The sequence below is a fragment of the Candidatus Afararchaeum irisae genome (assembly GCA_034190545.1).
GTDB lineage: Archaea > Halobacteriota > Halobacteria > Halobacteriales > Afararchaeaceae > Afararchaeum > Afararchaeum irisae.
The window spans coordinates 1-24,401 of record JAXIOF010000059.1; the positions used below are offsets into that span (position 1 = coordinate 1).

Annotated in this window: 26 protein-coding genes and 2 tRNA genes; 18 read left to right on the forward strand and 10 right to left on the reverse strand. The window is 55.6% G+C overall.

From position 1 onward, the window contains the following. The first annotated feature begins 91 nt into the window (after positions 1–91). The gene (queD, locus tag SV253_07355) at positions 92–493 is read left to right on the forward strand and encodes a 6-carboxytetrahydropterin synthase QueD (GenBank protein ID MDY6775874.1); all 402 of its coding nucleotides are present in this window, start codon (positions 92–94) and stop codon (positions 491–493) included. Here the strand turns inward: queD and SV253_07360 are convergent, their stop codons facing one another. Then, on the reverse strand, positions 494–655 hold the full coding sequence (locus SV253_07360; protein ID MDY6775875.1) for a hypothetical protein: 162 nt from the start codon (positions 653–655) through the stop codon (positions 494–496). Between the two features lie 217 nt (positions 656–872). Between SV253_07360 and SV253_07365 the strand changes: the two genes are divergently transcribed. Continuing rightward, the gene (locus tag SV253_07365) at positions 873–3,059 is read left to right on the forward strand and encodes an elongation factor EF-2 (GenBank protein ID MDY6775876.1); all 2,187 of its coding nucleotides are present in this window, start codon (positions 873–875) and stop codon (positions 3,057–3,059) included. A gap of 1 nt (position 3,060) precedes the next feature. On the opposite strand, the gene SV253_07370 is transcribed toward SV253_07365, so the two are convergent. Further along, entirely contained in the window at positions 3,061–4,011 is a 951-nt protein-coding gene (locus SV253_07370; GenBank protein ID MDY6775877.1) for a Vms1/Ankzf1 family peptidyl-tRNA hydrolase, read from the reverse strand. Positions 4,012–4,065: 54 nt separating this feature from the next. Here SV253_07370 and SV253_07375 point away from each other — a divergent pair, with 54 nt between their 5' ends. From SV253_07375 to SV253_07390, 4 genes are all read left to right on the forward strand, one after another. Continuing rightward, positions 4,066–4,308, forward strand: coding sequence for a twin-arginine translocase TatA/TatE family subunit (locus SV253_07375; GenBank protein MDY6775878.1), 243 nt, complete (start codon positions 4,066–4,068; stop codon positions 4,306–4,308). 73 nt (positions 4,309–4,381) lie between these two features. Next, positions 4,382–4,454 (forward strand) — tRNA-Arg (locus SV253_07380). Between the two features lie 262 nt (positions 4,455–4,716). Beyond that, positions 4,717–6,369, forward strand: a complete 1,653-nt coding sequence (locus SV253_07385; protein MDY6775879.1) for a 4Fe-4S dicluster domain-containing protein — start codon at positions 4,717–4,719, stop codon at positions 6,367–6,369. 20 nt (positions 6,370–6,389) lie between these two features. After that, complete coding sequence (locus tag SV253_07390; GenBank protein ID MDY6775880.1) at positions 6,390–9,563, forward strand: molybdopterin-dependent oxidoreductase; 3,174 nt, start codon at positions 6,390–6,392, stop codon at positions 9,561–9,563. Between the two features lie 45 nt (positions 9,564–9,608). Here the strand turns inward: SV253_07390 and SV253_07395 are convergent, their stop codons facing one another. After that, on the reverse strand, positions 9,609–10,637 hold the full coding sequence (locus tag SV253_07395) for a zinc-binding dehydrogenase (GenBank protein MDY6775881.1): 1,029 nt from the start codon (positions 10,635–10,637) through the stop codon (positions 9,609–9,611). 142 nt (positions 10,638–10,779) lie between these two features. Between SV253_07395 and SV253_07400 the strand changes: the two genes are divergently transcribed. The 6 genes from SV253_07400 to SV253_07425 all read left to right on the forward strand — a co-directional run bounded on the left by SV253_07400 (position 10,780) and on the right by SV253_07425 (position 14,406). Beyond that, on the forward strand, positions 10,780–11,469 hold the full coding sequence (locus tag SV253_07400) for a tetratricopeptide repeat protein (protein MDY6775882.1): 690 nt from the start codon (positions 10,780–10,782) through the stop codon (positions 11,467–11,469). After that, positions 11,466–11,765 (forward strand): DUF424 family protein, encoded by a 300-nt coding sequence (locus tag SV253_07405; protein MDY6775883.1) that lies wholly within the window; start codon positions 11,466–11,468, stop codon positions 11,763–11,765. Before SV253_07400 ends, SV253_07405 begins: the two co-directional genes overlap by 4 nt. 295 nt (positions 11,766–12,060) lie before the next feature. Then, positions 12,061–12,417 carry a rhodanese-like domain-containing protein gene (locus tag SV253_07410; protein ID MDY6775884.1) on the forward strand — a complete coding sequence of 119 codons (357 nt, stop codon included), beginning with the start codon at positions 12,061–12,063 and terminating at the stop codon, positions 12,415–12,417. Positions 12,418–12,456: 39 nt separating this feature from the next. Further along, positions 12,457–12,615: a hypothetical protein gene (locus SV253_07415; protein MDY6775885.1), complete on the forward strand. Its 159-nt coding sequence runs from the start codon at positions 12,457–12,459 to the stop codon at positions 12,613–12,615. Positions 12,616–12,669: 54 nt separating this feature from the next. Beyond that, complete coding sequence (locus SV253_07420) at positions 12,670–13,089, forward strand: Sjogren's syndrome/scleroderma autoantigen 1 family protein (GenBank protein ID MDY6775886.1); 420 nt, start codon at positions 12,670–12,672, stop codon at positions 13,087–13,089. A 54-nt stretch (positions 13,090–13,143) separates the two neighbouring features. Continuing rightward, positions 13,144–14,406: a Glu/Leu/Phe/Val dehydrogenase gene (locus SV253_07425; GenBank protein ID MDY6775887.1), complete on the forward strand. Its 1,263-nt coding sequence runs from the start codon at positions 13,144–13,146 to the stop codon at positions 14,404–14,406. A gap of 32 nt (positions 14,407–14,438) precedes the next feature. Here the strand turns inward: SV253_07425 and SV253_07430 are convergent, their stop codons facing one another. Further along, positions 14,439–14,567, reverse strand: a complete 129-nt coding sequence (locus SV253_07430; GenBank protein MDY6775888.1) for a hypothetical protein — start codon at positions 14,565–14,567, stop codon at positions 14,439–14,441. Between the two features lie 57 nt (positions 14,568–14,624). Between SV253_07430 and SV253_07435 the strand changes: the two genes are divergently transcribed. Beyond that, positions 14,625–15,497: a coenzyme F420-0:L-glutamate ligase gene (locus SV253_07435; GenBank protein ID MDY6775889.1), complete on the forward strand. Its 873-nt coding sequence runs from the start codon at positions 14,625–14,627 to the stop codon at positions 15,495–15,497. Positions 15,498–15,501: 4 nt separating this feature from the next. Here SV253_07435 and SV253_07440 read toward each other — a convergent pair whose 3' ends face one another. From SV253_07440 to SV253_07455, 4 genes are all read right to left on the reverse strand, one after another. Further along, positions 15,502–16,323 carry an NAD-dependent epimerase/dehydratase family protein gene (locus SV253_07440; protein ID MDY6775890.1) on the reverse strand — a complete coding sequence of 274 codons (822 nt, stop codon included), beginning with the start codon at positions 16,321–16,323 and terminating at the stop codon, positions 15,502–15,504. A gap of 41 nt (positions 16,324–16,364) precedes the next feature. After that, entirely contained in the window at positions 16,365–16,802 is a 438-nt protein-coding gene (locus SV253_07445) for a hypothetical protein (GenBank protein MDY6775891.1), read from the reverse strand. 291 nt (positions 16,803–17,093) lie between these two features. Beyond that, positions 17,094–17,166, reverse strand: a tRNA-Gln gene (locus SV253_07450). Positions 17,167–17,198: 32 nt separating this feature from the next. After that, complete coding sequence (locus SV253_07455) at positions 17,199–17,939, reverse strand: hypothetical protein (GenBank protein ID MDY6775892.1); 741 nt, start codon at positions 17,937–17,939, stop codon at positions 17,199–17,201. A gap of 75 nt (positions 17,940–18,014) precedes the next feature. Between SV253_07455 and SV253_07460 the strand changes: the two genes are divergently transcribed. The 3 genes from SV253_07460 to SV253_07470 are packed head-to-tail and all read left to right on the forward strand — an operon-like array spanning position 18,015 to position 20,043. Continuing rightward, entirely contained in the window at positions 18,015–19,001 is a 987-nt protein-coding gene (locus SV253_07460) for an ornithine cyclodeaminase family protein (protein MDY6775893.1), read from the forward strand. Positions 19,002–19,054: 53 nt separating this feature from the next. After that, positions 19,055–19,288: a hypothetical protein gene (locus SV253_07465; GenBank protein MDY6775894.1), complete on the forward strand. Its 234-nt coding sequence runs from the start codon at positions 19,055–19,057 to the stop codon at positions 19,286–19,288. A gap of 2 nt (positions 19,289–19,290) precedes the next feature. Further along, positions 19,291–20,043, forward strand: a complete 753-nt coding sequence (locus tag SV253_07470; GenBank protein MDY6775895.1) for a 4-phosphopantoate--beta-alanine ligase — start codon at positions 19,291–19,293, stop codon at positions 20,041–20,043. An 18-nt stretch (positions 20,044–20,061) separates the two neighbouring features. On the opposite strand, the gene SV253_07475 is transcribed toward SV253_07470, so the two are convergent. Beyond that, the gene (locus SV253_07475) at positions 20,062–21,018 is read right to left on the reverse strand and encodes a thiamine-phosphate synthase family protein (protein ID MDY6775896.1); all 957 of its coding nucleotides are present in this window, start codon (positions 21,016–21,018) and stop codon (positions 20,062–20,064) included. 76 nt (positions 21,019–21,094) lie between these two features. Between SV253_07475 and thiC the strand changes: the two genes are divergently transcribed. Together thiC and SV253_07485 are read left to right on the forward strand one after the other, a co-directional pair. Further along, positions 21,095–22,516, forward strand: a complete 1,422-nt coding sequence (gene thiC, locus SV253_07480) for a phosphomethylpyrimidine synthase ThiC (protein ID MDY6775897.1) — start codon at positions 21,095–21,097, stop codon at positions 22,514–22,516. Between the two features lie 48 nt (positions 22,517–22,564). Continuing rightward, a complete protein-coding gene (locus tag SV253_07485; GenBank protein ID MDY6775898.1) occupies positions 22,565–22,828 on the forward strand; it encodes a hypothetical protein in 264 nt (87 codons plus the stop codon). A gap of 542 nt (positions 22,829–23,370) precedes the next feature. Here SV253_07485 and SV253_07490 read toward each other — a convergent pair. After that, on the reverse strand, positions 23,371–23,880 hold the full coding sequence (locus tag SV253_07490) for a hypothetical protein (GenBank protein ID MDY6775899.1): 510 nt from the start codon (positions 23,878–23,880) through the stop codon (positions 23,371–23,373). Positions 23,881–24,401: the final 521 nt, after the last annotated feature.

The following is a 24,401-nucleotide window of genomic DNA, read 5'->3' on the forward strand; positions in this document are numbered from 1 at the left end:
TCGGAACACTCGTCCCTCACGGAAAGGGCGGGATTCTCTCGCTGAATCAAGATAGCTTCTTATGTTCTTGTCCCGAATAGTAGAGACGTAGATGTACAAGGTAACCAAGGAGATACGTTTCTGCTACGGACACCGTCTGAGGAACTACGACGGAAAGTGTAAACACATACACGGTCACAACGGAAGGGTCGAGATAGAGCTCCAGAGCGAGGAGTTGGACGAGAGAGGAATGGTCTACGACTTCTCCGAGATAAAGGAGAAGGTCAAGGACTGGATAGACGAAGAGCTAGACCACAGTATGCTCCTCAGAGAAGACGATCCCCTCGTCGAGACCTTCGACGAACTCGGCGAGCCCTACTACACGTTAGAGAAGAATCCGACTGCCGAGGCGATAGCAGAGGAGATATACTCGTATACTGAGTCGGAAGGATTCCCCGTCACACGTGTCAAGCTCTGGGAGACCGAGACGTCTTTCGCCACCTATACCGGCTAGCTAATCCCAGTACCTCATGTACCTCTCGACTGCCTTCTGAACCGGCTCCTCGGTTCCCTCCGACATAGTCTGACTCAGCGTCTCCAGGAAATGCGGGTCGTCTACGAGCCTCCTCATAACAGCGTCAGGGTAGCTGTCGGACTCCGTGGTAGATACTGACATATGTAACCGTAAGTAGTATTTTCGACAACATAAATCTATTTGAGTATTATAGACCGTGTCAAATTCAAAGACGTACTTTAACTGACCATATGACCACTTCTACTGGACATATGTACTTATAGGATCTCTGAGTCTATTTCGTGGGAGAGGGGTACAAACCCCCGACAAACCAGTATGTTTTTGGACTGCTCTCTCGTAGGCACGACAACGATTAGCCATGTCGGGACGCAGAAAAAAGATCGTAGACAGATGTACAGAGTTGATGGACACACCCGAACAGATACGTAACATCGGGATAGTCGCACATGTTGACCACGGTAAGACGACGCTGACCGACAATCTTCTCGCAGGAGCGGGGATGATCTCGGAGGATCTCTCTGGAGAGCAGCTCTTCATGGACACAGCCGAGGACGAACAGGAGAGGGGAATCACGATAGACTCGGCTAACGTCTCTATGGTTCACGACTACGAGGGCGACGACTTCCTGATTAACCTCATCGACACGCCGGGACATGTCGACTTCGGAGGAGACGTTACGAGAGCGATGCGTGCTGTCGACGGTGCTCTAGTCGTCGTGGACGCAGTCGAGGGATCGATGCCCCAGACAGAGACCGTGCTGAGACAGGCACTCCGTGAGGACGTCAAGCCGATACTCTTCATAAACAAGGTCGACCGCCTCATAAACGAGCTCCAGGAAGGACCCGAGGAGCTTCAGAGCCGTCTCATCGACGTCATAGAGGACGTCAACGACCTGATACGTAGCATATCCGAGGAGAAGTATGAGGAGGGATGGAGAGTCAAGGTCGACGACGGAACAGTCGCCTTCGGAAGTGCCCTCTACAACTGGGCTATAAGCGCGCCTTACATGGCAAAGAGCGGAATAGACTTCGGCGACGTCTACGACTACAACAAGAACGACAACGTACGTGAGCTCGCGAAGAAGTCGCCCCTCGAACGTGTCGTTCTCAACATGGTCATCGACCATCTCCCCAACCCCGTCGAGGCTCAGGAAGAACGTATTCCGACTATATGGAGAGGCGACCCCGAGAGCCAGGTCGCCGAGGACATGATCGCCGCCGACCCCGACGGAGACGTCGTCTTCATGGTCACCGACATATCGATGGATCCCCACGCGGGAGAGATAGTCTCGGGACGTCTCTTCTCGGGTACGCTTGAGAGAGGTCAGGAGCTGTATGTCTCGGGAACTGCGGGCAAAAACAGGATACAGAACGTCGGTCTCTTCATGGGTGCCGAGAGGGAGGAGGTCGACGAGGTTCCCGCCGGAAATATCGCAGCTGTCACGGGTCTCAAGGACGCGATCTCGGGATCGACAGTCTCGGACGTCGAGATGACTCCGTTCGAGTCGATAGAGCATATCTCGGAGCCCGTCGTCACTGTCGCCGTCGAGGCGAAGAAGATGGACGACCTGCCGAAGCTCATAGAGGTTCTTCAGCAGATATCAAAGGAAGACCCCACCGTACAGATAGAGATAGACGAGGACACCGGGGAGCATCTCGTCTCGGGAATGGGAGAGCTTCATCTCGAAGTCATCACACAGAGAATCGAGAGAAACCGCGGAATCCCCGTCACAACGAGTGAGCCCATCGTCGTCTACAGAGAGGCTATACAGGGGGCGACCGACACCGTCGAGGGTATCTCACCCAACCGCCACAACAGGTTCTACATGGAGATGGAGCCTCTCTCTGAGGACGTCGTCGAGAAGCTCAAGATGGGAGACGTCACGATGGATCAGCCCGAACAGCAGAGACGTGAAGGTCTCCAGGAGGCGGGAATGGAGAAGGAGGAGACACAGAACGTCGAGCACATCCACAACACCAACATGCTGATAGACGAGACGAAGGGTGTCCAGCATCTCCGCGAGACGATGGAGCTCATAGTCGAGGGACTCGAAGAGGCGTTCGACGAGGGTCCTCTCGCGGGAGAGCCCGCCGAGGGAATCAAGGTGAAGCTCAAGGACGTCAAGCTCCACGAGGACGCGATACACAGAGGTCCCGCACAGGTCATACCTGCGGTGAGGGACGCCGTACACCGCGCGATGATACACGGAAAAGCACGTCTCCTCGAACCTGTCCAGGACGTCTACATAGAGAGCCCCCAGGAGCACATGGGTAACGCGTCGGGCGAGCTTCAGGGACGCCGTGGACGTATAGACGACATGGAACACGAGGGCGAGTTCGTCACCATAAAGGGACAGGCACCTGTCGCAGAGATGTTCGGGTTCTCGTCTGACATACGTAGCGCGACCGAGGGAAGGGCGACCTGGAGTGCCGAGAACGCAGGCTTCCGACCCCTCCCCGACAACCTCCAGACCGAGATAATCAAGGAGATAAGGGAGCGCAAGGGAATGAAGACGGAGCTTCCCGAGAGCATCGACTACTTCTAAGTTAAAAGACGTAGAGACGCGAACTCCAGAGGCTCTCGCGTCCGTCTTCGAGTAGCTCTTTCTTTTCGCCTCTCGCGTCCGACGGCTTAGTGAAGACGTCGGTGTCGGTACGTTGAGCCACCTCGTCTATGAGAGCCTCGTGACCCACGACCGCCACGAGAAGACCGTCGTCGGAGCCGACAGTGTCGAGGAGTCGCTCCAAAGCCTCGACCGACCTCTCGACGTGTTCGTCTATCTGTTCGTCACGTATCCTCTCGAACCTCGACTGGCTCCATCCACCCTTCGAGTGCTGGCTCTTGACGTTCGTGGTGACGTACTCGGTCTCGACGGGATCGCCGCCTTCGTAGTATCCAACCGAGAAAGAGCCTGCCCGGACGACCCCCAGGACGTATCTCTCGGGCGGCTCGAAAAGGAACCGGTCGACCTCGAAGGTATCTCCGTAGGAGACACGGGTCTCATCAACACGTAGGGGAGGCGAGAGACACGCGCTTATGAGACGGCTGTCGTCTCTGAGTACGACGAGTCCGGTCTCGGAGTCTATCCCACGGAGGAGACCTAAAGACTCCGACGAGTAGTCTTCGGGGTTGGGCAGGTCATCGCCCGGATAGACGTAGGCAGTTGTGAGTGACTCCCCACTACCCTCGATTGAGGACACGAGAGAGACGGCTTTGCGGGTCTGTCCCGGAAGTAGCTCATCGACGTATCTGAATCCGTGTCGGTGTCGTTCTTCCGCCTCATCCTCGGCGCGTTCGACCCTGTCCTCAAGCTCGTGTATCCTGTCCTCCATCCGGTTTATCTCGCGCTCCGCCTCCTGTTTCTGTCTAACAGCGTCGCTCCGTCGTTCCTCTTCCGCCTCAAGACGGTTTCTGAGGCTCTCGTTCTCGTCCTCCAGCTCTTGTATCCGCTCCTTCAGGGTCGTCCTGCCGAGAAGTCTGTCGATCAGAGAAGTCATTTGGGTTACCCAGACTCCCGAAAGGCATATATGCTACGGAGAGGTAGATAGGGTATGTTCAACGACGCACTCACGCCTCTTTTCATGGGAGGAGTGGGACCCCTGGAGATCGGGATAGTCGCCCTTCTCGTAGTCCTCCTCTTCGGGGCTGACAAGCTTCCGAAGCTCGCGAGAGGCGCTGGTGAGGCAATGGGCGAGTTCAAGAAGGCAAAGACCGAAGCCGACGAGGAACTCAGCGAGATCACTGAGGAAGTCGAGGAAGCCGCAAGCTCAAGTTCGAGTTCGACCTCCGAGTAAAGTAAAGACACTCTTCTCGGTTTTTGAGACATACCGCGAGAATTAAGTACGTCTGAGAAGTATCAGTCACCGAGGGCTCGTGGCCTAGTGGACAGGGCGGGAGCCTCCTAAGCTCTAGACCGCGGGTTCGAATCCCGCCGAGCCCGTTTCGTTGACGTGTCCGCAGGAGCCCGTCATCCTCTATTCACGTCTTTATTTCGACTTATCCCACAGGTCTAAGATACACGAATCCGCCCGCAGTACAGACCTAAACTCGCGAGTGGTGGTTATTTGGAGTATCACAACTGTTAAGTGGTAGTAAGGTGACATGAGGATAGATGTCTCTATGTTGTTAGCCGTTACCATACGGCTAATGTGGGGGTGCAGGATCACACAGACACAGAGGGACAAAAAAAGAAAGTGGGAAAAATGACAAGTTATGGCTTCGTAATCGACAACAGAAAATGTATAGGATGTCACGCCTGCACGACAGCCTGTAAGGCAGAGCATGACGTCCCTGTTGGTGTCAACAGAACATGGGTGAAGTACATCGAAAAGGGTGAGTATCCCGACACAAAGAGAACATTCACAGTTCACAGATGCAACCACTGTGACGACGCTCCTTGTGTCGAGATCTGCCCCGTCAACGCCCTGTTCAACCGAGACGACGGTATAGTTGACTTCGACAAGAACAGATGTATAGCGTGTAAGTCTTGTACACAGGCGTGTCCGTACGACGCTCTCTACATAGATCCCGAGACGGACACCGCGGCGAAGTGTAACTACTGTTCACACAGGGTCGACGTCGGACTCCAGCCGTCGTGTGTCAACGTCTGCCCCGAGCACGCCATAATATCGGGCGACATGGAGAACCCCGACTCGGAGATCTCAGACATAATCGAGAGGGAGCCCGTGCAGGCGCGCAAGGTAGAGAAAGGAACAGAGCCGAAGCTCTTCTACGTCGACGGAGACGAGAGCTCGGTGACGCCCTCGGCGACATCGAAGGACACCGAGTACATGTGGTCGAGTCAGGCGGGCGGCATAGGACACTCGGCAGGAGACTCCGCGCCTATGTCGGGTGACGGTGCGGGTGCCGTCGAGTCTAAGACGAACGACAAGAAGGTCGAGGCTGACGGAGGAGTCGCCACCGGAGAGAACGTCCGTGAGGGCATCTCGTCGACAGTCAAAGGTAGCTACAAGGAGATAACAGGAAAGGTCAGACGTGTCTACGATGTCCCCGACGAGGGTATCATGTGGGGCTGGGAGGTTCCCGCCTACGTCGTCACGAAGGCGGTCGCCGCGGGAGTCTTCCTGATGGCTGCTATGATGGGTCTGATGGGAACGATGCCTTTCGACAGCACAGCCAGTGCGGCGAGCGGAGTGGTGTCGCTCGTCTTCCTCGGGCTCACAGGAGTCCTACTCATACTCGACCTCGACAGACCCGAGAGGTTCTACTACACTCTCGCGCGTCCACACTGGACGTCGTGGCTCACTAGAGGAGCCTACATAATATCGTTCTACGGTCTCTTCATGACTGTATGGACGGTCGCGGCGTTCGTCGGACTCGGATCGCTACTCAGCGTCTTAGTCTGGCCCGGAATAGTCCTCGCGGTACTCACGGCGATATACACGGCGTTCCTCTTCGCTCAGGCGAAGGGACGTGACTTCTGGCAGTCGCCCCTACTTCCGTTCCACATGTTCATTCACGCCGTCATAGCAGGACCTGCCGCACTCCTTATACTCGGGGTAGCAGGTCTCTCAGTTCCGATGGGAACGATGGCGACGGTTCTCCTCGCGGGACTCATAGCCAACACACTCATACTCGGGGCGGAGATCACGGTTACACATCCAACTGAGGACGCCGCGGAGGTCGCACACATGATAAAGTCGGGAAGATACAGCAGCCTCTTCTGGGGAGGAGTCATGGGAGCCGGAAACCTGCTTCCGATAATCCTCGTCGGATACGCCGCTGTGTCGGGAGGAGCCTTCATAGGCGCTGTCGCAGGAATACTCGCTCTCGTCGGCATGTACGCCGCCGAGCAGATATGGGTAGAAGCACCCCAGCTTATACCTAACGCATAGAAAGACAGAAAGGTGATAGAATGTCAAAGAACCAACCATCACACGACCAGCCCGAACCGGGCACGATAGAGAAGATAGCGGCTAGCATAGGGCTAGTCGACAAGACTTGGGAGGACGACAACGAAGGAAAAGCGAGGAAGGTCACGGAGGGGAGCGATCTCACGAACTATCCGCCTCCGAGCGAGTGGGACGACTGGGTAGAGTACGAGGCGAAGAGTCAGCAGGAGAGGGAGGAGAAACATTACTCGATAGTACCCACGATCTGTTTCAACTGTGAGGCAGGCTGTGGACTCCTCGCCTACATAGACAAGGAGACAGACGAGATACGTAAGCTCGAAGGAAACCCCGTTCATCCCGGAAGCAGAGGTAAGAACTGCGCCAAGGGACCCGCGACGATAAACCAGGTCAACGACCCCGGTAGGATCGACTATCCCCTCAAACGCAAGGACGGTACGGCGAGAGGCTCCGGAGAGTGGGAGCGCGTCTCGTGGGACGAGGCAGTCGACGACATCGCCGACAGGATGCGTGACGCCCTCATAGAAGACCGCGGCGACGAGCTTATGTACCACGTCGGACGTCCCGGGCACGAGGGATACATGGACCGTGTCCTCAAGGCGTGGGGAATCGACGGTCACAACTCACATACGAATATCTGTTCGTCGGGTGCGAGAACAGGATACGCCTTCTGGCACAAGTACGACAGACCCAGTCCTGACCATGCCAACGCCGACTTCATACTTCTCCTGAGCGCGCACCTAGAGTCAGGACATTACTTCAACCCTCACGCACAGAGGATAGTCGAGGGAATGATGGAAGGTGCTGAGCTCGCCGTCATGGATCCGCGTCTCTCGAACACCGCGAGCATGGCGGACTACTGGTTCGGCACCTGGCCCGGGACGGAGACTCCGGTTCTCCTCTCGATGGCGAACATAATACTCCAGGAGGATCTCTATAACGGCGAGTGGATGAAGAAGTGGGTCAACTGGGAGGAGTTCCTCCAGAAGGAGCATCCCGACGTCGAGGTCACATTCGACAACTACATAGAGATAATAAAGGATATCTACTCGGAGTACACCCCCGAGAGCGCCGCCGAGGAGGCTCAGATAGACGCGGAGAAGATACGTAAGGTCGCACGTAAGATAGGCAAGGCGGGCGAGAACTTTGCGACACATATCTGGAGGTCAGCGTCGGTAGGAAACCTCGGAGGCTGGCAGGTCTCACGTGCTCTCCATTTCCTCAACGTCCTCACGGGAAGCGTCGGAAAGGAGGGAGGCACGTCTCCCAACTCGTGGAACGCCTACGAGCCCGACTTCTGGATGGATCCCCCAGACCAGAAGTTCTGGCAGGAGCTACATTACCCCGACGAGTGGCCTCTCGCGCATTACGAGATGTCGTTCCTCCTGCCACATTTCCTTGAGGAGGACAGAGGAAAGGGATACGTCGACACCTACTTCACACGTGTCTACAACCCCGTCTACATCAACCCCGACGGCTTCAAGTGGATAGAAGTCCTGAGGGATCAGGAGAAGATAGGCTGCCACATCGCACTCACACCGACGTGGAACGAGACAGCCTACTTCGCCGACTACGTCCTCCCGATGGGACACTCCCCCGAGAGACACGACATACAGAGTCAGGAGACCCACAACGGCAAGTGGGTCGGCTTCAGACAGCCGGTTCTGAGAGAAGCGAAGGAGCGTCAGGGTGAAGACGTCGAGTACACCTACGAGGCTAACCACGGCGAGGTCTGGGAGGAAGACGAGTTCTGGATAGAGCTCTCGTGGAGAATAGCCACCGGCGGAGACGTCGACGCCGAGGGATACGACATACTCCAGCAGATACGTGACAACTTCGAGTCGCCGTACAGAGACGGCGAGAAGATCACGATAGACGAGTACTACCAGTGGATATTCGAGAACGAGGTTCCCGGGCTTCCCGAAGCCGCCGACGAAGAGGATCTCACGCCTCTCGAGTACATGAAGAAGTACGGCGCCTTCGAGATAGAGAACCAGATATACAGGAAGAACGAGGATCCGATCACACCCGACGACATCGGCGGCGAGGAGGTCGACCTCTCCGCGTACGCCGAGGGTGAGTCGGATGAGAAGAAGAAGGCAGCCGCACCCGCCGCAGACGGGGGAGAAGACCTCGAAGTCGACTTCGAGGAGGGTATCATAAGACGCGACGACGAGGTCACGGGAGTCGTAGTCGACGACGACACCGGTATCGTCGTAGACGACCCCGAAGACATACATATCACAGACCAGGGTGCGATACACACCGACGACGCCGAGGAGCGCGAGAGTGCCTCGGGTGTGCTCATAGACGGAAGGGCGGTCGAAGGCTTCCCGACTCCGTCGGGCAAACAGGAGTTCTACCAGCAGACCGCCGTCGACTGGGGCTGGCCCGAACACAGGATACCCGGATACGAACAGAAGACACACGTCCATCCTGACGACATAGACAACGACCAGGATGAGTACTGCCTCGTTCCGACATTCAGACTTCCAACTCTGATACACTCACGGTCGGCTAACGCGAAATGGCTCACCGAGATCTCAAACAGGAACCCCGTCTGGATACACACCGAGGACGCCGAGCGGATGGGCGTACAGACCGGAGACCTCGTCAAGGTTCAGACGGAGATAGGACATTTCGTCAACAAGGCATGGGTCACCGAGTCGATAAAGCCCGGTATAGTCGCGTGTTCACACCACATGGGAAGATGGAGACGTGACCAGGACACCCAGGAGGGTAACGCGTGGATGACATCGACGGTCGACCTCGAGGACAATGACGGCGAGTGGGAGATGAACCTCTCGGAGGGCGTCCAAGCCTTCAACAGCGAGGACCCCGACTCGTCACGTATATTCTGGAGCGAAGGAGGAGTCCCACAGAACCTCACACATCCCGTCCACCCAGATCCCATAAGCGGAACACACGCGTGGCACCACCAGGTCGAGGTCGAGAAGGCAGGACCTAACGACGAGTACGGAGACGTAGTCGTCGACACAGAGAAGTCGATGGAGGTCTACCAGGAGTGGGTCGATATGGCTCGTCCCGCTAGCGAGTACGGTCAGAACAACCTCAGAAGACCCAAGTGGCTCAAACGACCGCTCGATCCCGCCGAAGAAACCTACTACTTCGACGAGGACGTGCCACAGGACAAGAGTCCGAGTCCCGCCGACGACTGAGTAGCCGAGTAGAATAGAGTAGAAAAGACGTCTTTTGTTTTTATTTTAAGGCTGAAGAACTATCTTGCCGAGATGGTCGCCTCCTTCGAGTGTCTTCTGTGCCTCCTCAGCATCTTCGAGGGGCATGACCTGATCGACGACGGGCTCTAGGTCGGGACTGTTGAAGACGAGATCCATTATCTCGCGCGCCTCCTTGAGAGTCGACATAGTCGACCCCTTGACCTCAAGCTGGTTGAAGAAGATGTAGTTGAGACCGGCGTCGGGGTTCCAGCCTGCGGTCGCTCCACACGTCACGAGGGTCGCGCCGTTCTTCATGCCCTTGAGGAGATCCATCCACATCTCTCCACCGACCGAGTCGAGGACTACATCTACGCCGTTGTCGGTCTCCTCACGTATGCGGTCGCCGACGTCCTCTTCTTTGTAGTTTATGCTGACGTCGGCTCCCATCTCCTCGACGAACTCCGCTTTCTCTTCGCTTCCCGCCGTGGCATAGACCTTCGCGTCGATCATGTCTGCGATCTGTACCGCGGCACTTCCGACACCTCCACTCGCGCCTGTGACGAGAACCTCCTGACCCGGCTGGAGTTCGGCGCGTGTGCTCACCATTCTCCACGCAGTCATGTAGACGAGACCCGCGGCGGCGGCGTCTACGAACGAGTACTCGTCGGGGATCTCGATAAGGTTCATCGCGGGTGCCTTGGCATACTCGGCGTAGCCCCCGTCGACGTGTTCGCCGATAATCTCGAACTCCTCACACATGCTCTGTTCGCCCTGTATGCAGAACTCACACTCTCCACACGACAGCGACGGGTTGAGGACTACTCTGTCACCCTCCTCCCAGTCAGTCACGTCGTCTCCGACCTCGTCGACAACTCCAGCTATGTCGCTTCCAGGGATATGGGGGAGGTCGAGGTCGACGGTCGGTATTCCTCGTCTTATATGTAGGTCGAGATGGTTGAGTGCGGTTGCACGCACCTCTATCCTCACCTCGTCTTCGTCTATCTCGGGAACGGGAACTTCCTCGTGTGAAAGTACGTCTAGGTCTCCGTGTTCGTGGAAGAGTACGGCTTCCATGGTGTCTGAGTCTGTCATGGCTGTATAGGAAGGTGTGGACTCTAAATTAATGGTTTTCGGATATTGATAGTGAAGGAAGGCTTTTTGAGACCCGACTGTGACCGAGCGTCGGTTTTATCTCTCTTCACGACTAAAAGACGGTATGGAAGACGGTTTTGACGACGATATCTACGACGACAAGTTCAACCTCGAAGGCGACGGACTCGACATAGAGATCGACGGCATAACACCCGCTGACTCACACGTACTCGACGAGCTAGTCGAGACCACAGAGCCCGAGGACGTCGACGTAGAGGGTCTCGTCGACGTCGGACTCAGTTACATAGAGATCAACCGTTACGAACAGGCGGTCGAGACCTTCGAACGCGCTCTGCGTTTCGACGACGAGAACCAGGACGCGTGGGTCAACAAGGGCTTCGCACACGCTGAGATGGAGGAGTTCGACGAGGCGACAGCCGCGTACACCGAAGCTGTACGTATAGACGACAGTACCGAGGAGGCGGCGAAGGCTCTCACCAACCTCGCGTACGCCGAGTACGAGATGGGTGTCGGAGGCGAACACCTCGAACACATAGAGAAGGCACTTGAGATAGATGAGAGACAGCCCGAGGCGTGGTACAATAGGGCGTTCTTCCTCAACGAGGAGGGGAGACACCAGGACGCACTCAACTCTGTCAACAACGCAGTGAAGCTGGGTCTGAGAGCACCCTACGTATACGAGGAGAAGGCACGCGCACTCGAAGGTCTTGAGAGGTACGAGGAGGCAGAGGAGGCACGTGAGACCGCCGAGAAGGCGAAGGACGAGAAGATGACAGAGGCTATGAGGGGATGATCAGTTTCTGTAAGTACGAGACTGACCAGGGAACTATGGTCGCGGCGTGCGACGTGAGTCTCCTGGGTCAGACAGTCGAGGACTCGGAGACCGAGATACGTATAGAGGTCTCGGAGGAGTTCTACTCCGGCGAGGAGAAAGACTCCCAAGGTGTCGTCGAGAGTCTCAGATCGGCGTCTATAGCTAACCTAGTCGGCGAGGAGAGCGTCGAAGCGGGAATAGAGGCAGGCGTCATAGACGACGAGAACGTGATCTACATAGACGGCGTCGCCCACGCACAGATGGTTAGAGTGTAACAACGGGTAGCCGGAGTTTCACGGATCTGTTCTGTCGGTATCTTCATGTCTTTCCTGTTAGAGACTGAGCCAAATAAACCAGAGATACCACGAGAAGTACTCGACAGGTCTCGGCGGAACAGAGCTATCGACGGTCGGAGATTACCTCATCGAGAGGATCTCACGCGTGACCGAGTGGATGAGAGTAGAAGGATCTGTCGAGAGACGCGGGACGGAGGCTTTTGGAGGTGGGGAGTAGTACCACCATTTCCCAGTGGTGGTAAGACTTATATGGCTGTGGTACTACAGTTGTAATATGAAAGAGATAACACAGGATCAGAGCTTCAACGACGTAACACCCGACGACGCAAAGGAGATGGTCGAGGACGACGACTTCTTCGTACTCGACGTCAGAAACCCCGACGAGTACGAGTGGAAACGGATACCTGGCGTCGACCATCTGATACCCGTCGAAATACTCCCCGACAGGGTCGACGAGATAGAAGGCAACAAACTCCTCGTCTACTGCCACAGCGGATCGAGAAGCCAGGACGCCTGTGACTTCCTCTCAAACCTCGACGCCTTCGACGAAGTCTACAACCTCGAAGGCGGCATAACCGCCTGGGACGAACTCTACAAAACTAAAGGCGATCCCGAAGCCGATCTCGTCTGAGAAAGCTTCAAAAGTCCGGACTGCGTAGATAGATTAAGCATGGCAGACTGTCACAAATGTGGACGGATAGAGGCGGAACACGTCTGTGAGGACTGTAGCCGTCCCGTCTGTTTCGAGCATTACTCCGAGACGCGCGAGATCTGTATGGACTGCTACATGGAACAGAGAAGGGAACGTATCGGAGATAAGAGCTTCTGATAATAGGAGGTCGACGACCACATCTCTTTTTGTCGTCGGACGAATAGTCGGGATATGGCAGACGACTCGGATCTGATGAGTGACCTTCTTCTGCGCGGCGTAACTATGCTCGGCGACGAGTGTCCCGAATGCGGAAACCCGCTCTTCCGACACAACGACGACGTCTTCTGTGCGGCGTGTGACCCCGACGAGGCGAGACGTATACTCGGCGAGAGTAAAAACGAGAACCACAAGACACACGAGGAAGCCACGCGACGTGAGGTCAGTCAGACGGAGAAGACGGAAGGCGACAGACGTGATACGGAGACCCAACGGTCAGGTGAGAGAAGTCAGAACCAGGAGGTAGTCAGGTCTCTCTCGAAGGTAGCGCGGCGTCTCGCCGACGAGGCGGAGGACGAACGCGACCTCTCACGTCTCAGCCGTATACTCGACAGCCTCGACTCTACACTCGACATAATAGAGAGGCTGTCGTAGAGTAGTCACCGCCCAAAGCTTAATACCTCGGCGTGGTGTGGTCTGTGGTGTTCGATGTCCCACGAAGACACCACCAACCCATACGTGACGATGAGGAAACAGCTCGACAGGGCATACGACAGCATAGACGTTGACGAGAACATATACCGACGTCTCGAACATCCCGAGCGTCTCCACTCTGTGAGTCTTCCGGTGAGGATGGACGACGGAACCGTCGAGAACTTCACGGGATACAGATGCCAGTACAACGGCGCGAGGGGTGCGTACAAGGGAGGTATACGTTACCATCCGAGGGTGAGCGACGAGGAAGTCATAGCACTCGCGGGATGGATGACGTGGAAGACTGCAGTCGTCGATCTGCCGTACGGAGGTGCGAAAGGTGGTGTAGTCTGTAACCCGAAGGAGATGTCCGAAGACGAGGTCGAGAGACTCACGAGGCGTTATACGGAGTCGGTAAGGAACATAATAGGACCCGAGAAGGACGTCCCTGCGCCCGACGTCAACACCGACGAACAGACGATGGCTTGGATAATGGACACTTACTCGGCGTATGAGGGCTACACCGTCTCGGAGGTCGTGACGGGAAAGCCCGTCTCTGTAGGCGGCACGGTCGGAAGGAAGAGAGCGACGGGAAGGGGAGTCTCTATAATACTCGAACGTGCCTTCGAGTACCTCGGGAAGGAGGTCGACGGTGCTAAGATCGCGATACAGGGCTTCGGTAACGTCGGAAGCGTAGCCGCCGAGATACTCGACGGAATGGGTGCTAAGATAGTGGGAGTCAGCGACTCCAGCGGGGGTATCCACGACCCCGACGGTCTCGATGTCGGCAGAGTCGTGGAGTTCAAGAGAAACGAGGGTGCCGAGCTGAGTAACTACGAAGAAGCCGACGAGATCACCAATGAGGCTCTTCTTAGCCTCGATGTCGACGCCGTAATTCCCGCGGCACTCGAAAACGCCATAACTTCGGAGATCGCCGACGGGATACGCGCCGACACAGTCGTAGAAGCCGCGAACGGTCCCACGACGCTCGAAGCAGACGCCGTCCTGAGACAGCGCGGTATCGACGTCGTACCAGACATAATTACGAACGCCGGAGGAGTGATCGTCTCGTACTTCGAGTGGGTACAGAACTTCCAGCAGTACTCATGGGACGAGGAGAAGATCAACAGAGAGCTCGAAAAGAAGCTACTCAAGGGATTCGACGACGTCGTCGGTGCCTACGAGTCCGAGGACGTCGACGACCTACGTACTGCTGCCTACGTAGTGGGTCTGAGACGTGTAGTGGAGGCACACGAGGTCAGAGGTCTCTTCCCTTAGACTTAGCCGTAGCGTAGTGTAATGTAGCGTACTCAGTCGTGTACTTCGATCTCTTCGTCTATCTCGTCGTCTTCGAGTCCGTGGGCTTCTTTCATGTGATCCTGTAGCTCCTTTCTCGTGTCGAATGTGACACTGCACAGTTTGCACTCGTACTCGGTCATCTTGTCGAGTGGTATGACGCGTGTAAGTATAAAGTCTGGCACCGAGTACGGTAGTATGTGCCACCGAAACACAGGACGGAAAGACTCAGCTTCCAGGGTCTCGACATAGGAATAGTCGAGGAAGGAGACGACCTCGTCCGACGTATAGCCGAGGCGACGGATGACGAGTATCCGCTTGAGGACGGAGACGTCGTAGTGATCACGACCAAAGTAGTCTCAATGGCTGAGGGACGTCTCGTAGACGCCGACGAGGTGGAGGTCACGGAGCGTGACGAGAGAGTCGCCGAAGTAACGGGTCTAGATCCGCGGGAGGTCTCTCTTATATACGACGAAAGCGACGTGATAGGTGCTATCCCAGTCGCTGAAATAGGCGAGGATCTCATAATGGAACACGCCTCAGATCCCGAGAATGCCGAGAGTGCCTTAGAAGAGATGCCGTCGGCTCTCGTGACTGACCGCGGAGGACGTCTATGTACAAACGCCGGCGTCGACTGGTCGAACTCGCCCGAGGGTATGATGACAGTCCTTCCCAAAGACCCCGATGAGAGCGCTCGGAGGATACGTGAGGGTATCGAAGAGGAGACGGGAAAGGAGGTCGCCGTAGTTCTCGCCGACTCTGAGATAGTAGGTCCCGGAACCGTCGACTTAGCCACGGGATGTTCCGGAATTGAGGCTGTCGACACCAAATTCGGACGTGAGGATCTCTACGGAAAGCCGAAGATAGGAGGGGTCGACCTGATCGCCGACGAGATTACTGCGGGGTCGGCGCTCCTCTTTGGTCAGTCGGATGAACGCAGCCCGGTCGTCGTAATCAGGGGTCTCGAATACGAAGACGGCGAGCGAGTCCCCAACTCGTCGGGACTGATACGCCGCGGACTCAGAAAGGCGGTCGCACTCACCGCACGTATGAAAGCGCGCGAGTGGATCTGACGGGTCAGACTGCGCCGGAGTCCGAGTAGCCGTCTCTGAATGTTGAGTACTCGGGCTCCCATCCCGTCGAACGCAGCCGGTCGTTCGAACATCTCTTGTTCGATCCCTTCGTCTCGTCGACTAGTCTCCCCGTCTCCCGTCCGGTCTTCTCGGCGAGCCATCTCGCTAGTTCGTGTCTCTCGACCGGCTCGTCGTCACAAGCGAGGTAGAGGTCATCGTCAGCTTCGTCTCTGATAGCGACGTGTTCGAGCGCTCTCGCGGCGTCTTGCCTGTGGAGGAGGTTGAGGTAGCCAGCCGGGACAGTAGTCTCGGTCTCGGTCTCGGTCGTGTCTGTTCCCTCATCGGCGAGGTATCTGTCGAGACCGTACCTCCCAGGACCGTAGAGACCCGCGAAACGGACGACAGTACCGCTGTTCTGGCGCGTGAGTTCCTCAGCCTCCAAGAGTACACGTGTCTTCCGAGTCTCACCTTCTATCTCGGTCGTCTCGTCGACTCGGCTCCCGTCCGTGGTCTCGTAGACACCGGTGCTCGAAGAGTAGATGAGAGTACTGTCGCTGTCGATAACATCGATGACGTTTCTCTGACCCTCAACGTACGCCTCCCTGTAATCGTCGGTGTCACGCGATCCTGCGCTCACGAGGTAGAAGACGTAGTCGGAGTCGGGTAGGGTTAGATCCGACGATGTGACATCCGCCTTTATGCTTTCGACACCGTCTATATCGACTCCCGAACGCGAGACTCCGTAGACGTCGTGTCCACGGTCTGAGAGCCTACGTGCGAGAACCTCTCCGACGTATCCGACACCCACGACGGTTGATACTGTCATAGAGGAGTTACGTCGTAGAAGAGCCTAAGTCTGTGGTTATACTATACGTCGTCTATCCTCTGTTTTATCTCGTCGCCCTCTATGACGGAACCACAAGACGGACATTCGATATAGAGACGCCACTCACCGCCGTGCCTGTCACGTCTCCCACCCTCCTCGGGATGACCGAGTACGGTATAGACCGTGGAGGTCTCGCCACACGAGTCGCATCTGTACCTCTCTCCCTTTACGTCGGCTAAGAACTCGGCTATCTCTCCACCCCTGTTAGTCCCCATCTTGACGTGGGCGGTGTCACAGACAGCGAGGACGAGATCCGAGTAGAGATCGACCGAGTTCCTCCTGAGTATCTTAGTGTCAGTCGTGACGCTCTCCTTTATGCGTCTGTGTATCTGAGATACTGCCTCGTCTTTCTTCTCTTCGCCCTGTCTCCCCGATATCTTGTTCCTCTCCTCGGCTGTGAGTAGACCTTGGTCTGCCATGGACTCCTTTCAGACTGAGAGACTACGTATCTGACGGTGGCGGAGACTTGCCGTATTCAGAACTGATAACTGGAGCCCAGAACTTAAGCTAACTTACCGAGAACCTCCGGTAGGGGAGCCGGCGCTGGTGGGAAGTACAGGAGTAGCGTCCTGTTTTAATGTCTCCGTCCCATGACATCCATCCCACCCACGAAAGGTTCGTCGCTCCCCTCATATACTTCTTTTTTTCAGATATGTATGAAATGACTGCTAGATTGATCACGGTATATCTAATCGCAGTATAAGAGGAAGTAGTCCCGCCAAGATTCGAACTTGGGTTAGGGGGACCAGAACCCCCCGTGATTGACCGCTACACTACGGGACTACTACGCATTTAGACTTATCTCGTCTTCCGTATTATTCTTTTCTTTCTCGTCCGTCGGCAGTCTGTGGGTCGGATATACGCAACGTCTCGGTCATGGTCGTCTCGCCCTCTGACTCAGAGACCGTGTAATTAATCTCGACGGGGAGTCTCGTCTCGGCGTCGACTACAGTCTCGATTTGGGTATCTCGGTTTATGTTCGAAGATCTATCTGGAACTGAATCTGATACCTCAGACGTCGAGATCCTATAGGCATCACCGCCGTCGTAGGTCGTCTCTGTCACCGTGGTGTTGTCGGACTCTGCTAAGGCTCGGAGGGTCGAAACAGGGTAGTAGTCGACTCGGAGTCCATCTGTCTCCGAGAGGTACTGTCTCAGACTGTTTATCACCGCGATGTCTTCGCCCTCGGAGTATACTGTCGAGTTCGTGATGGTGAGGCGTGTCTCGACATCTCTGTCCTGGACTGTTGTCTCAGTCGTGAGTTCGGCGGTTGAGTTGGAGAAGTCGACGTGTCCCAGGGTGGTCTTTCTCGTGAGACCGTTGTCAGTCGAGAGTCTGTTACGGTGTCTAAAACTGTACGACGAGAGATTTTCGAGAGCGGATACAGAGGATCGAACGAGAGTCTCGGCGTTGGGAGTCTCATCCGAACCTGTCGAATTCGACGGGGACGATGAGGAAGACATCGACCCGTACGAGAGACAGCCCGCTGTCGTTACGAGTAAGACGACACCGACTATCGCGGCAAGTCTGACTGTCTGTTTGGGTTGTCGGCGCATCTACTCCGTATTACTCTGTCTCAGACTTGAATCTACCGCACGAGTTAAGACATCCGGATACGTCAGTCTCTCACGATGAAGACGCTTCTCCTGGGTCCCGACGACATCACCGAAAGCATAGATATACAAGAGTCTATAGACGCCGTCGAGTCGGCGTTCGAAGCCCATGGAAAGGACGAGGACGAGATGCCCGCGAAGACCTACATCGACCTGCCCCAGTACAACGGAGACTTCAGAGCTATGCCTGCCTTCGTCAACGACTCCGCGGGCGTGAAATGGGTCAACTCACATCCCGACAACCCCGAGAAACACGGTCTTCCGACCGTGATGGGTGTCATGATATACAGTGATCCTGAGACGGCTTACCCCCTCGCTGTACTCGACGGTACGACCCTAACGAAGTACAGGACAGGTGCCGCAGCGGGCGTCGCCTCGAAGTACCTCGCCCCACCCGACTCCGACTCACTGGGTCTCGTCGGCGCAGGAGCACAGGCACACACACAGCTAAGTGCTGTCTCGTCTGTCTTCGACATAGACGAGGTCGTAGTCTCCGACATAGACGAAGACGCGGCGAAAGATTTCGTCGACGAACTGAGAGAGGAGTACGAGAGTATCGAAGCGAGGGTAGGATCGGCTGAGGAAGCCGCAGGCTGTGACATAGTCTCAACGACGACGCCTTCGAGGGAGCCCGTGATACAGAGTGACTGGGTCTCAGAGGGGACACATATAAACGCGATGGGCGCAGACGCCGAGGGTAAACAGGAACTCGACCCCGGGATACTCACCGACTCGGACACGAAAGTCGTCATAGACGACTGGGAACAGTGCTCACACAGCGGCGAGATAAACATGCCGTACTCCGAAGGTGTCCTTAAAAGAGACGATATCTACGCCGACCTCGGGAGTATAGTTGCGGGAGACACCGACGGAAGGAGCGGCGACGAGGTCACGGTCTTCGACTCGACGGGTCTCGCGATACAGGACGTCGCGACTTCGAGGGTCGTCTACGAGAACGCCGACGAGGCGGGGATAGGCACGGAGTTCGGACTAGTCTCCGACTGAGATTAGGAGAGGTAGCGGTAAGTTCATTATTAACGACAGTCTATTGGACAGTAATGCCGTCAGACGAGAAGTACAACGACGACCAGGAGCGTATTCTCCAGCATCTACGTACCCGAGTCGAGCGAGGAAAGAGCTTCTTCAAGAGCAAGAAGATAGCCGACGCCACGGGTCTGTCGTCGAAACAGGTTGGAGTCCATCTCAGTAACCTCAAGGAGGAGATAGACGACCTGGAGATAGAGAAATGGGGCTACTCTACGTCGACGACGTGGAGGGTCTCTAACCCGTAATAATGGCGGAAACAGACACGATACCCGACGACCATCCCCGGAGCGAGTCACTAGAGACGCGCCACGCGATAGAGGAGGGGGTCGAGAAGGGAATAACCAGCAGACAGGGTCTGATAGCCGAGGGACGCGGAGAGGCTTTCGACTACCTCCTCGGAGAGGAGACGACACCCACAGCACGTGAAGCCGAGAGGGCGGCGGTAGCCGAGATGTTACTCGCCGAAAAGCCCGTGGTCTCGGTCAACGGCAACCTCGCGGCTCTCTGTCCCGACGAGACGGTCGAACTCGCAGAAGCCGTCGGTGCCGAGATAGAGGTCAACCTCTTCAACAGAACCGAAGAGAGGATAGAGGCGATAGCCGAACATCTCAGAGACCACGGTGCCGACGAGGTCAAAGGTCTGAAAGCCGACGCTAGAGTGCCTGGCTTATCGAGCGAGAGATCGAAGGTCGACTCCGACGGTATATACGAGGCTGACGTCGTCCTGATACCTCTTGAGGACGGCGACAGATGTGAGGCTCTCGTCGAGATGGGGAAGACAGAGATAGTCGTCGACCTCAATCCGCTTTCGAGGTCGCCACAGATGTCCCATATTCCGGTCATAGACAACGTGATAAGGGCGTTCCCCAAGATGGTCGAGATAGCCGACGAACTTCGGGACGCCGACGACGACGAGCTACGACGGATAGTCGAGGGATTTGACAAGGACGAGGCACTCGAAGACGCCGAGAGACGTATACGCGGCTCGTTCTCCGACTGAGCACCCCTCCCCCCTCCCCTAATCCTCGGTACTGCCTATTATCTCCGACGCGAGCTCTGCCGCCTCGACGGCTGTCTCTCCGAGTACGTAGGTTATGGGCTCTATTCCGAACCCGCCGGTGTGGTAGACTACCTCGGGAACTCCCGAGTCCTCGAATATTCGTGAGAGACGGTCCCTCCTGTTCTCGTACGCTGGGTCGAACTCGACCGTCTCGACTCCTCGGTTCTCAGCGGCTTCGAGGAAGTCGTCGCTCGTCGCTAAGTTGAGTCCGCCGCGTACCGAAGGCTCGACCGAGTTGGCGTCTGTTAATCTTTGATTAACAGGCATATCAATCAAAGATTGATGAGCGGCGAGGACGACCTCGGAGACGTTCTCGGACGCACCGAGTTCGGGCTTCGCAGGAATCTTGACTTCTCCCCTGACTTCGTAGACACGTCCGGGTACTCCGACGACTTCGTCGACAGTGTCGGCACCCGGGACTGCGGTCACGACGTTAGTCCCGACGTTGGGTATGTAGTCGGCGACTCCGTCAGTCTCAGAGAGTATGCGTGCGCCTGCTTTGACCTTCGAGACCGCCTGTCTCTCGCCGGGGTTACGCTCGGAGACACACAGGTCACAGCCCCTCCCTCTGAGAGACGGCATCTCGTCCTCGTGTGCCTCACAGATCGGACCCCTGTTCTCGAACTCACGCACAAGCCTCAGTAGACGTGAGACTGCGTCGTAGCCGTCAATCTCGTCGTGGTAGAGACCCTCGCCAATCTCCTCGACGGTCTCAACCATACGCCCGTTACTGCTGAAGAGGGGATCGAGATCTGCGTCGCGACTCACGTACTTGCTTACCGCAGCCTGACTCACTCCGAGTTCGCGGGCTATCTCGTCCTGGGTCATGCCTCTGTCGTCGAGGTCACGCGCGATCATGGCGCGGGCGGTGGGCATGAACCTCTCGGAGACTGTCTCTTCGGGGAGGCGGATCATAGACTCAGAAGGTTCTCACGCCTAAAAACCGTGGCTAAGCCAAGATATATAACCCTGTTGTAAACTAAGTAATAACATGTCGACAGTCGAGGAGACGAACGAGACCGACAGCGAGAACGTCACACAGATGCACCGTGCGAGGAAGGGCGAGATAACCCCCGAGATGGAGATAGTCGCGGAGGTCGAAGGGATAGATCCCGAGAAGCTACGTGAGGCGGTCGCCGAGGGACGCGCCATAATCCCCGCGAACGTCAACCACGAGGGTCTACATCCGATGGCAATAGGCGAACCCTCGAAGGTCAAGGTCAACGCCAACATAGGAGCGAGCGCGACGACGTCCGACCCCGACGAGGAGGTCGAGAAGCTCGAACACGCCGTGAGATGGGGTGCCGACACAGTGATGGATCTCTCGACGGGGCGCGACGACCTCGACGAGATACGTGAGACGATAATAGGTTCGAGCCCGGTTCCGATAGGTACGGTGCCGATCTACCAGGCACTCGAAGAGGTCGACGGCAACGTCGAGGATATTACTCCCGAGGTTCTTCTCGACGTGATACGGAGACACGCAAAACAGGGAGTCGACTACATGACGATACACGCGGGAGTCCTACAGGAACACCTCCCACTCACGACCGACCGCACGACGGGGATAGTCTCGCGCGGAGGCTCCATAATCGCCGAGTGGATCGAGAAGAACGACCAGCAGAACCCATTCTACACACATTACGACGAGATCTGTGAGATATTCAAGAGGTACGATGTCTCTTTCTCGCTTGGCGACGGTCTTCGCCCGGGATCGATAGACGACGCCAGTGACTCCGCCCAGTTCGCGGAGCTAGAGACACTCGGCGAACTCACAGAAAGGGCGTGGGAACACGACGTACAGGTCATGGTCGAAGGACCCGGACACGTCCCTCTCGACGAGATAGAGGAGAACGTCGAGAGACAGAAGGAGGCGTGTAACCGAGCACCTTTCTACACCCTAGGTCCTCTCGTGACCGACGTGGCACCGGGGTACGACCATATCACGAGCGCGATAGGGGGTGCCGTGATCGGATGGAAGGGAGCCGACATGCTGTGTTACGTCACGCCGAAGGAACACCTGGGTCTCCCGAACGCCGAGGACGTCAAGAAGGGTCTGATCGCGTACAAGATTGCCGCCCACTCAGCCGACATCGCACGCGGAGATAAAGACGCCGAGGAGTGGGATCGCGAACTCTCGAAGGCGAGGTTCGACTTCGACTGGGAACGCCAGTTCGAACTCGCTATAGACCCCGACACCGCACGTGAGTACCACGACGCGACACTCCCCGACGACAACTACAAGGAGTCGGAGTTCTGTTCGATGTGTGGACCCGAGTTCTGTTCGATGCGTATCGACAGGGACAGGAGAGAGACTGCAGGCGACGACGTGACCGCCTTCGACGACGAGGAAGAGAAGCCCGTCATAGAGGTCAACGAGATAAAGGAGAGACGGAGTAGGTTTGGGATGTAAGTTAATATCCGGGGAAACTCTTTTCGTCGCAGAGATTTTTGACGAAGTATGAACCGTAGAAACTTCCTCACGTTGTACGGCAGTGTTCTACTCGCGGGATGTACGGCAAATGGGAGTAGCCAAGAAGGTGACAGCATGGATACGGAGTATCCGCTTGAGGTATCAGTGACCGATGGAAAGACCGTGTCGTCATCGGAGTTCGGGGTCTCGGTAGAGACTGAAGTCCTACGGTCGAGGATCGACACCGACCAGACGGCTCGACTGCGGATCAGCCTGACGAACCAGACAGACCTACCGGAAGCCCCACCGTAGCCAAGTACGAGACGGTCGAGCCGGGCGAGTCTATACGGGAGGAGTACGGTGTATGGGGGCATTACGGCAACGAGGGATGTATACCTACGCGAGAGTACACCTTCGAGAACCACCACGGATTCCGAGGCTCTGAGAAGCTTTTTGAGTGGGAGCTCACAGTCGACGTTCGGGAAGCGTGAGACTTTGAGGGAGCACTGTGTAGTACACCTGAGAGTTATCACTTGTTTGAATTAGGTCTTATCAGTATTGCTACAATTGATTGAGGATTACAATCACATGACAGAAGAAAGGCACATAGAACAACAGGAAGATCCCTTTGTGGTCGTTCAAGCAGATAGCTTTTGAAATAGCGTGTCATAGAAAGTTTCGCACGCTCTCACTATCCAGGTCTTGTCAAGACTTCCGTGTAAATACAGGGGGCATATCTTGCACGAAATCACCACCAGTTTTTGAGTGAGTAGATTGCTCAGTACAGCCTTAGGAAATAACGGAAGATCAACTCCCTGTTATCAATTAAGGTATCATCGATGACCTCGTTGTCCCTACGATAGTTGTTGCTCAAACCTCTGTTCCAGCTCGTCTTCCACTACACTATCCTCATCGAGGTAGTGAGCCGTGGGACGGGGATATGTCCTATCACAGTGTGGGCAGACCCATGCTTTCTCTTCAAAGACGAACCACTTCGGGACAGTTCTGGATTTGAGCTTACGACCATCGTTTGGACAGAATGGACCCTCCACGTACACGTACGGGTCATCATCTGTGTAGGATAGATCTCTGAACACACCGTACTTCCCTTTCCATTTCACTCCGAATTTCTCAATTTCATCTTCGGCATATACCTTCTTAGGCTTACTCTTGAGTAAGAAACTAGAAGGTGCGTTTTCCTCTCTAAACTTCTCTTTTCGTTTTATCAGATAGCTCAGGATACCGTAGATGATGAGAGTGACGATGAAGGTGACTCCTATTGCTCGAAACCAGCGGCTGTTCAGAACTCCCGTATCAACCAGATTAATCCGCTTAGAGATGCCCAGAATCTCGCCTATAATCATCGTGATGAGACCTAAGAGGATACTCACTGCCCACGCTCTCAATTTCATATATAACCTAATTCAAGTGAAAGACAATTAAAACACGAGTTTCGACACTCAGTCAGAATATCTCTGCCATCAATAGAATTCCGTGAAGAAATGTACAGCCAATTCATACTAGAACCAATAAAATATATGCAGGCGTAGTAACCGAGTGATTCCGTCATACCGTGATGAAACAAACGCATTCACTATACTGACTGTAACCTCTATATCATTCACTGCTTTCTGTAACTATATCCATCTCAACATTTCACTATTCGGATAGCACCGCAGAGAATTGGTCGTAAGTGTTTCTATGACACGCTCTTCGAAAACTAAATGAAGCGATCTGTTTTTTGTTTGACTTCCTCTGAGAGAGATTCTGCTTCGTTCCTTAATCTCTCAAAAAGCTCATCAGTAGCTGAAATATTATCTGGGAAATCAACCTCAGTACCTCACAAAAGTTCGGTACTGACAACCGCAACCGCAAACGAATGTCT

Coding starts and splice junctions, on each gene's coding strand:
- queD (MDY6775874.1), top strand. CDS start 92: ATGTACAAGGTAACCAAGGAGATACGTTTCTGCTACGGACACCGTCTG.
- SV253_07360 (MDY6775875.1), bottom strand. CDS start 655: ATGTCAGTATCTACCACGGAGTCCGACAGCTACCCTGACGCTGTTATG.
- SV253_07365 (MDY6775876.1), top strand. CDS start 873: ATGTCGGGACGCAGAAAAAAGATCGTAGACAGATGTACAGAGTTGATG.
- SV253_07370 (MDY6775877.1), bottom strand. CDS start 4,011: ATGACTTCTCTGATCGACAGACTTCTCGGCAGGACGACCCTGAAGGAG.
- SV253_07375 (MDY6775878.1), top strand. CDS start 4,066: ATGTTCAACGACGCACTCACGCCTCTTTTCATGGGAGGAGTGGGACCC.
- SV253_07385 (MDY6775879.1), top strand. CDS start 4,717: ATGACAAGTTATGGCTTCGTAATCGACAACAGAAAATGTATAGGATGT.
- SV253_07390 (MDY6775880.1), top strand. CDS start 6,390: ATGTCAAAGAACCAACCATCACACGACCAGCCCGAACCGGGCACGATA.
- SV253_07395 (MDY6775881.1), bottom strand. CDS start 10,637: ATGGAAGCCGTACTCTTCCACGAACACGGAGACCTAGACGTACTTTCA.
- SV253_07400 (MDY6775882.1), top strand. CDS start 10,780: ATGGAAGACGGTTTTGACGACGATATCTACGACGACAAGTTCAACCTC.
- SV253_07405 (MDY6775883.1), top strand. CDS start 11,466: ATGATCAGTTTCTGTAAGTACGAGACTGACCAGGGAACTATGGTCGCG.
- SV253_07410 (MDY6775884.1), top strand. CDS start 12,061: ATGAAAGAGATAACACAGGATCAGAGCTTCAACGACGTAACACCCGAC.
- SV253_07415 (MDY6775885.1), top strand. CDS start 12,457: ATGGCAGACTGTCACAAATGTGGACGGATAGAGGCGGAACACGTCTGT.
- SV253_07420 (MDY6775886.1), top strand. CDS start 12,670: ATGGCAGACGACTCGGATCTGATGAGTGACCTTCTTCTGCGCGGCGTA.
- SV253_07425 (MDY6775887.1), top strand. CDS start 13,144: ATGTCCCACGAAGACACCACCAACCCATACGTGACGATGAGGAAACAG.
- SV253_07430 (MDY6775888.1), bottom strand. CDS start 14,567: ATGACCGAGTACGAGTGCAAACTGTGCAGTGTCACATTCGACACGAGA.
- SV253_07440 (MDY6775890.1), bottom strand. CDS start 16,323: ATGACAGTATCAACCGTCGTGGGTGTCGGATACGTCGGAGAGGTTCTC.
- SV253_07445 (MDY6775891.1), bottom strand. CDS start 16,802: ATGGCAGACCAAGGTCTACTCACAGCCGAGGAGAGGAACAAGATATCG.
- SV253_07455 (MDY6775892.1), bottom strand. CDS start 17,939: ATGCGCCGACAACCCAAACAGACAGTCAGACTTGCCGCGATAGTCGGT.
- SV253_07460 (MDY6775893.1), top strand. CDS start 18,015: ATGAAGACGCTTCTCCTGGGTCCCGACGACATCACCGAAAGCATAGAT.
- SV253_07465 (MDY6775894.1), top strand. CDS start 19,055: ATGCCGTCAGACGAGAAGTACAACGACGACCAGGAGCGTATTCTCCAG.
- SV253_07470 (MDY6775895.1), top strand. CDS start 19,291: ATGGCGGAAACAGACACGATACCCGACGACCATCCCCGGAGCGAGTCA.
- SV253_07475 (MDY6775896.1), bottom strand. CDS start 21,018: ATGATCCGCCTCCCCGAAGAGACAGTCTCCGAGAGGTTCATGCCCACC.
- thiC (MDY6775897.1), top strand. CDS start 21,095: ATGTCGACAGTCGAGGAGACGAACGAGACCGACAGCGAGAACGTCACA.
- SV253_07485 (MDY6775898.1), top strand. CDS start 22,565: ATGAACCGTAGAAACTTCCTCACGTTGTACGGCAGTGTTCTACTCGCG.
- SV253_07490 (MDY6775899.1), bottom strand. CDS start 23,880: ATGATTATAGGCGAGATTCTGGGCATCTCTAAGCGGATTAATCTGGTT.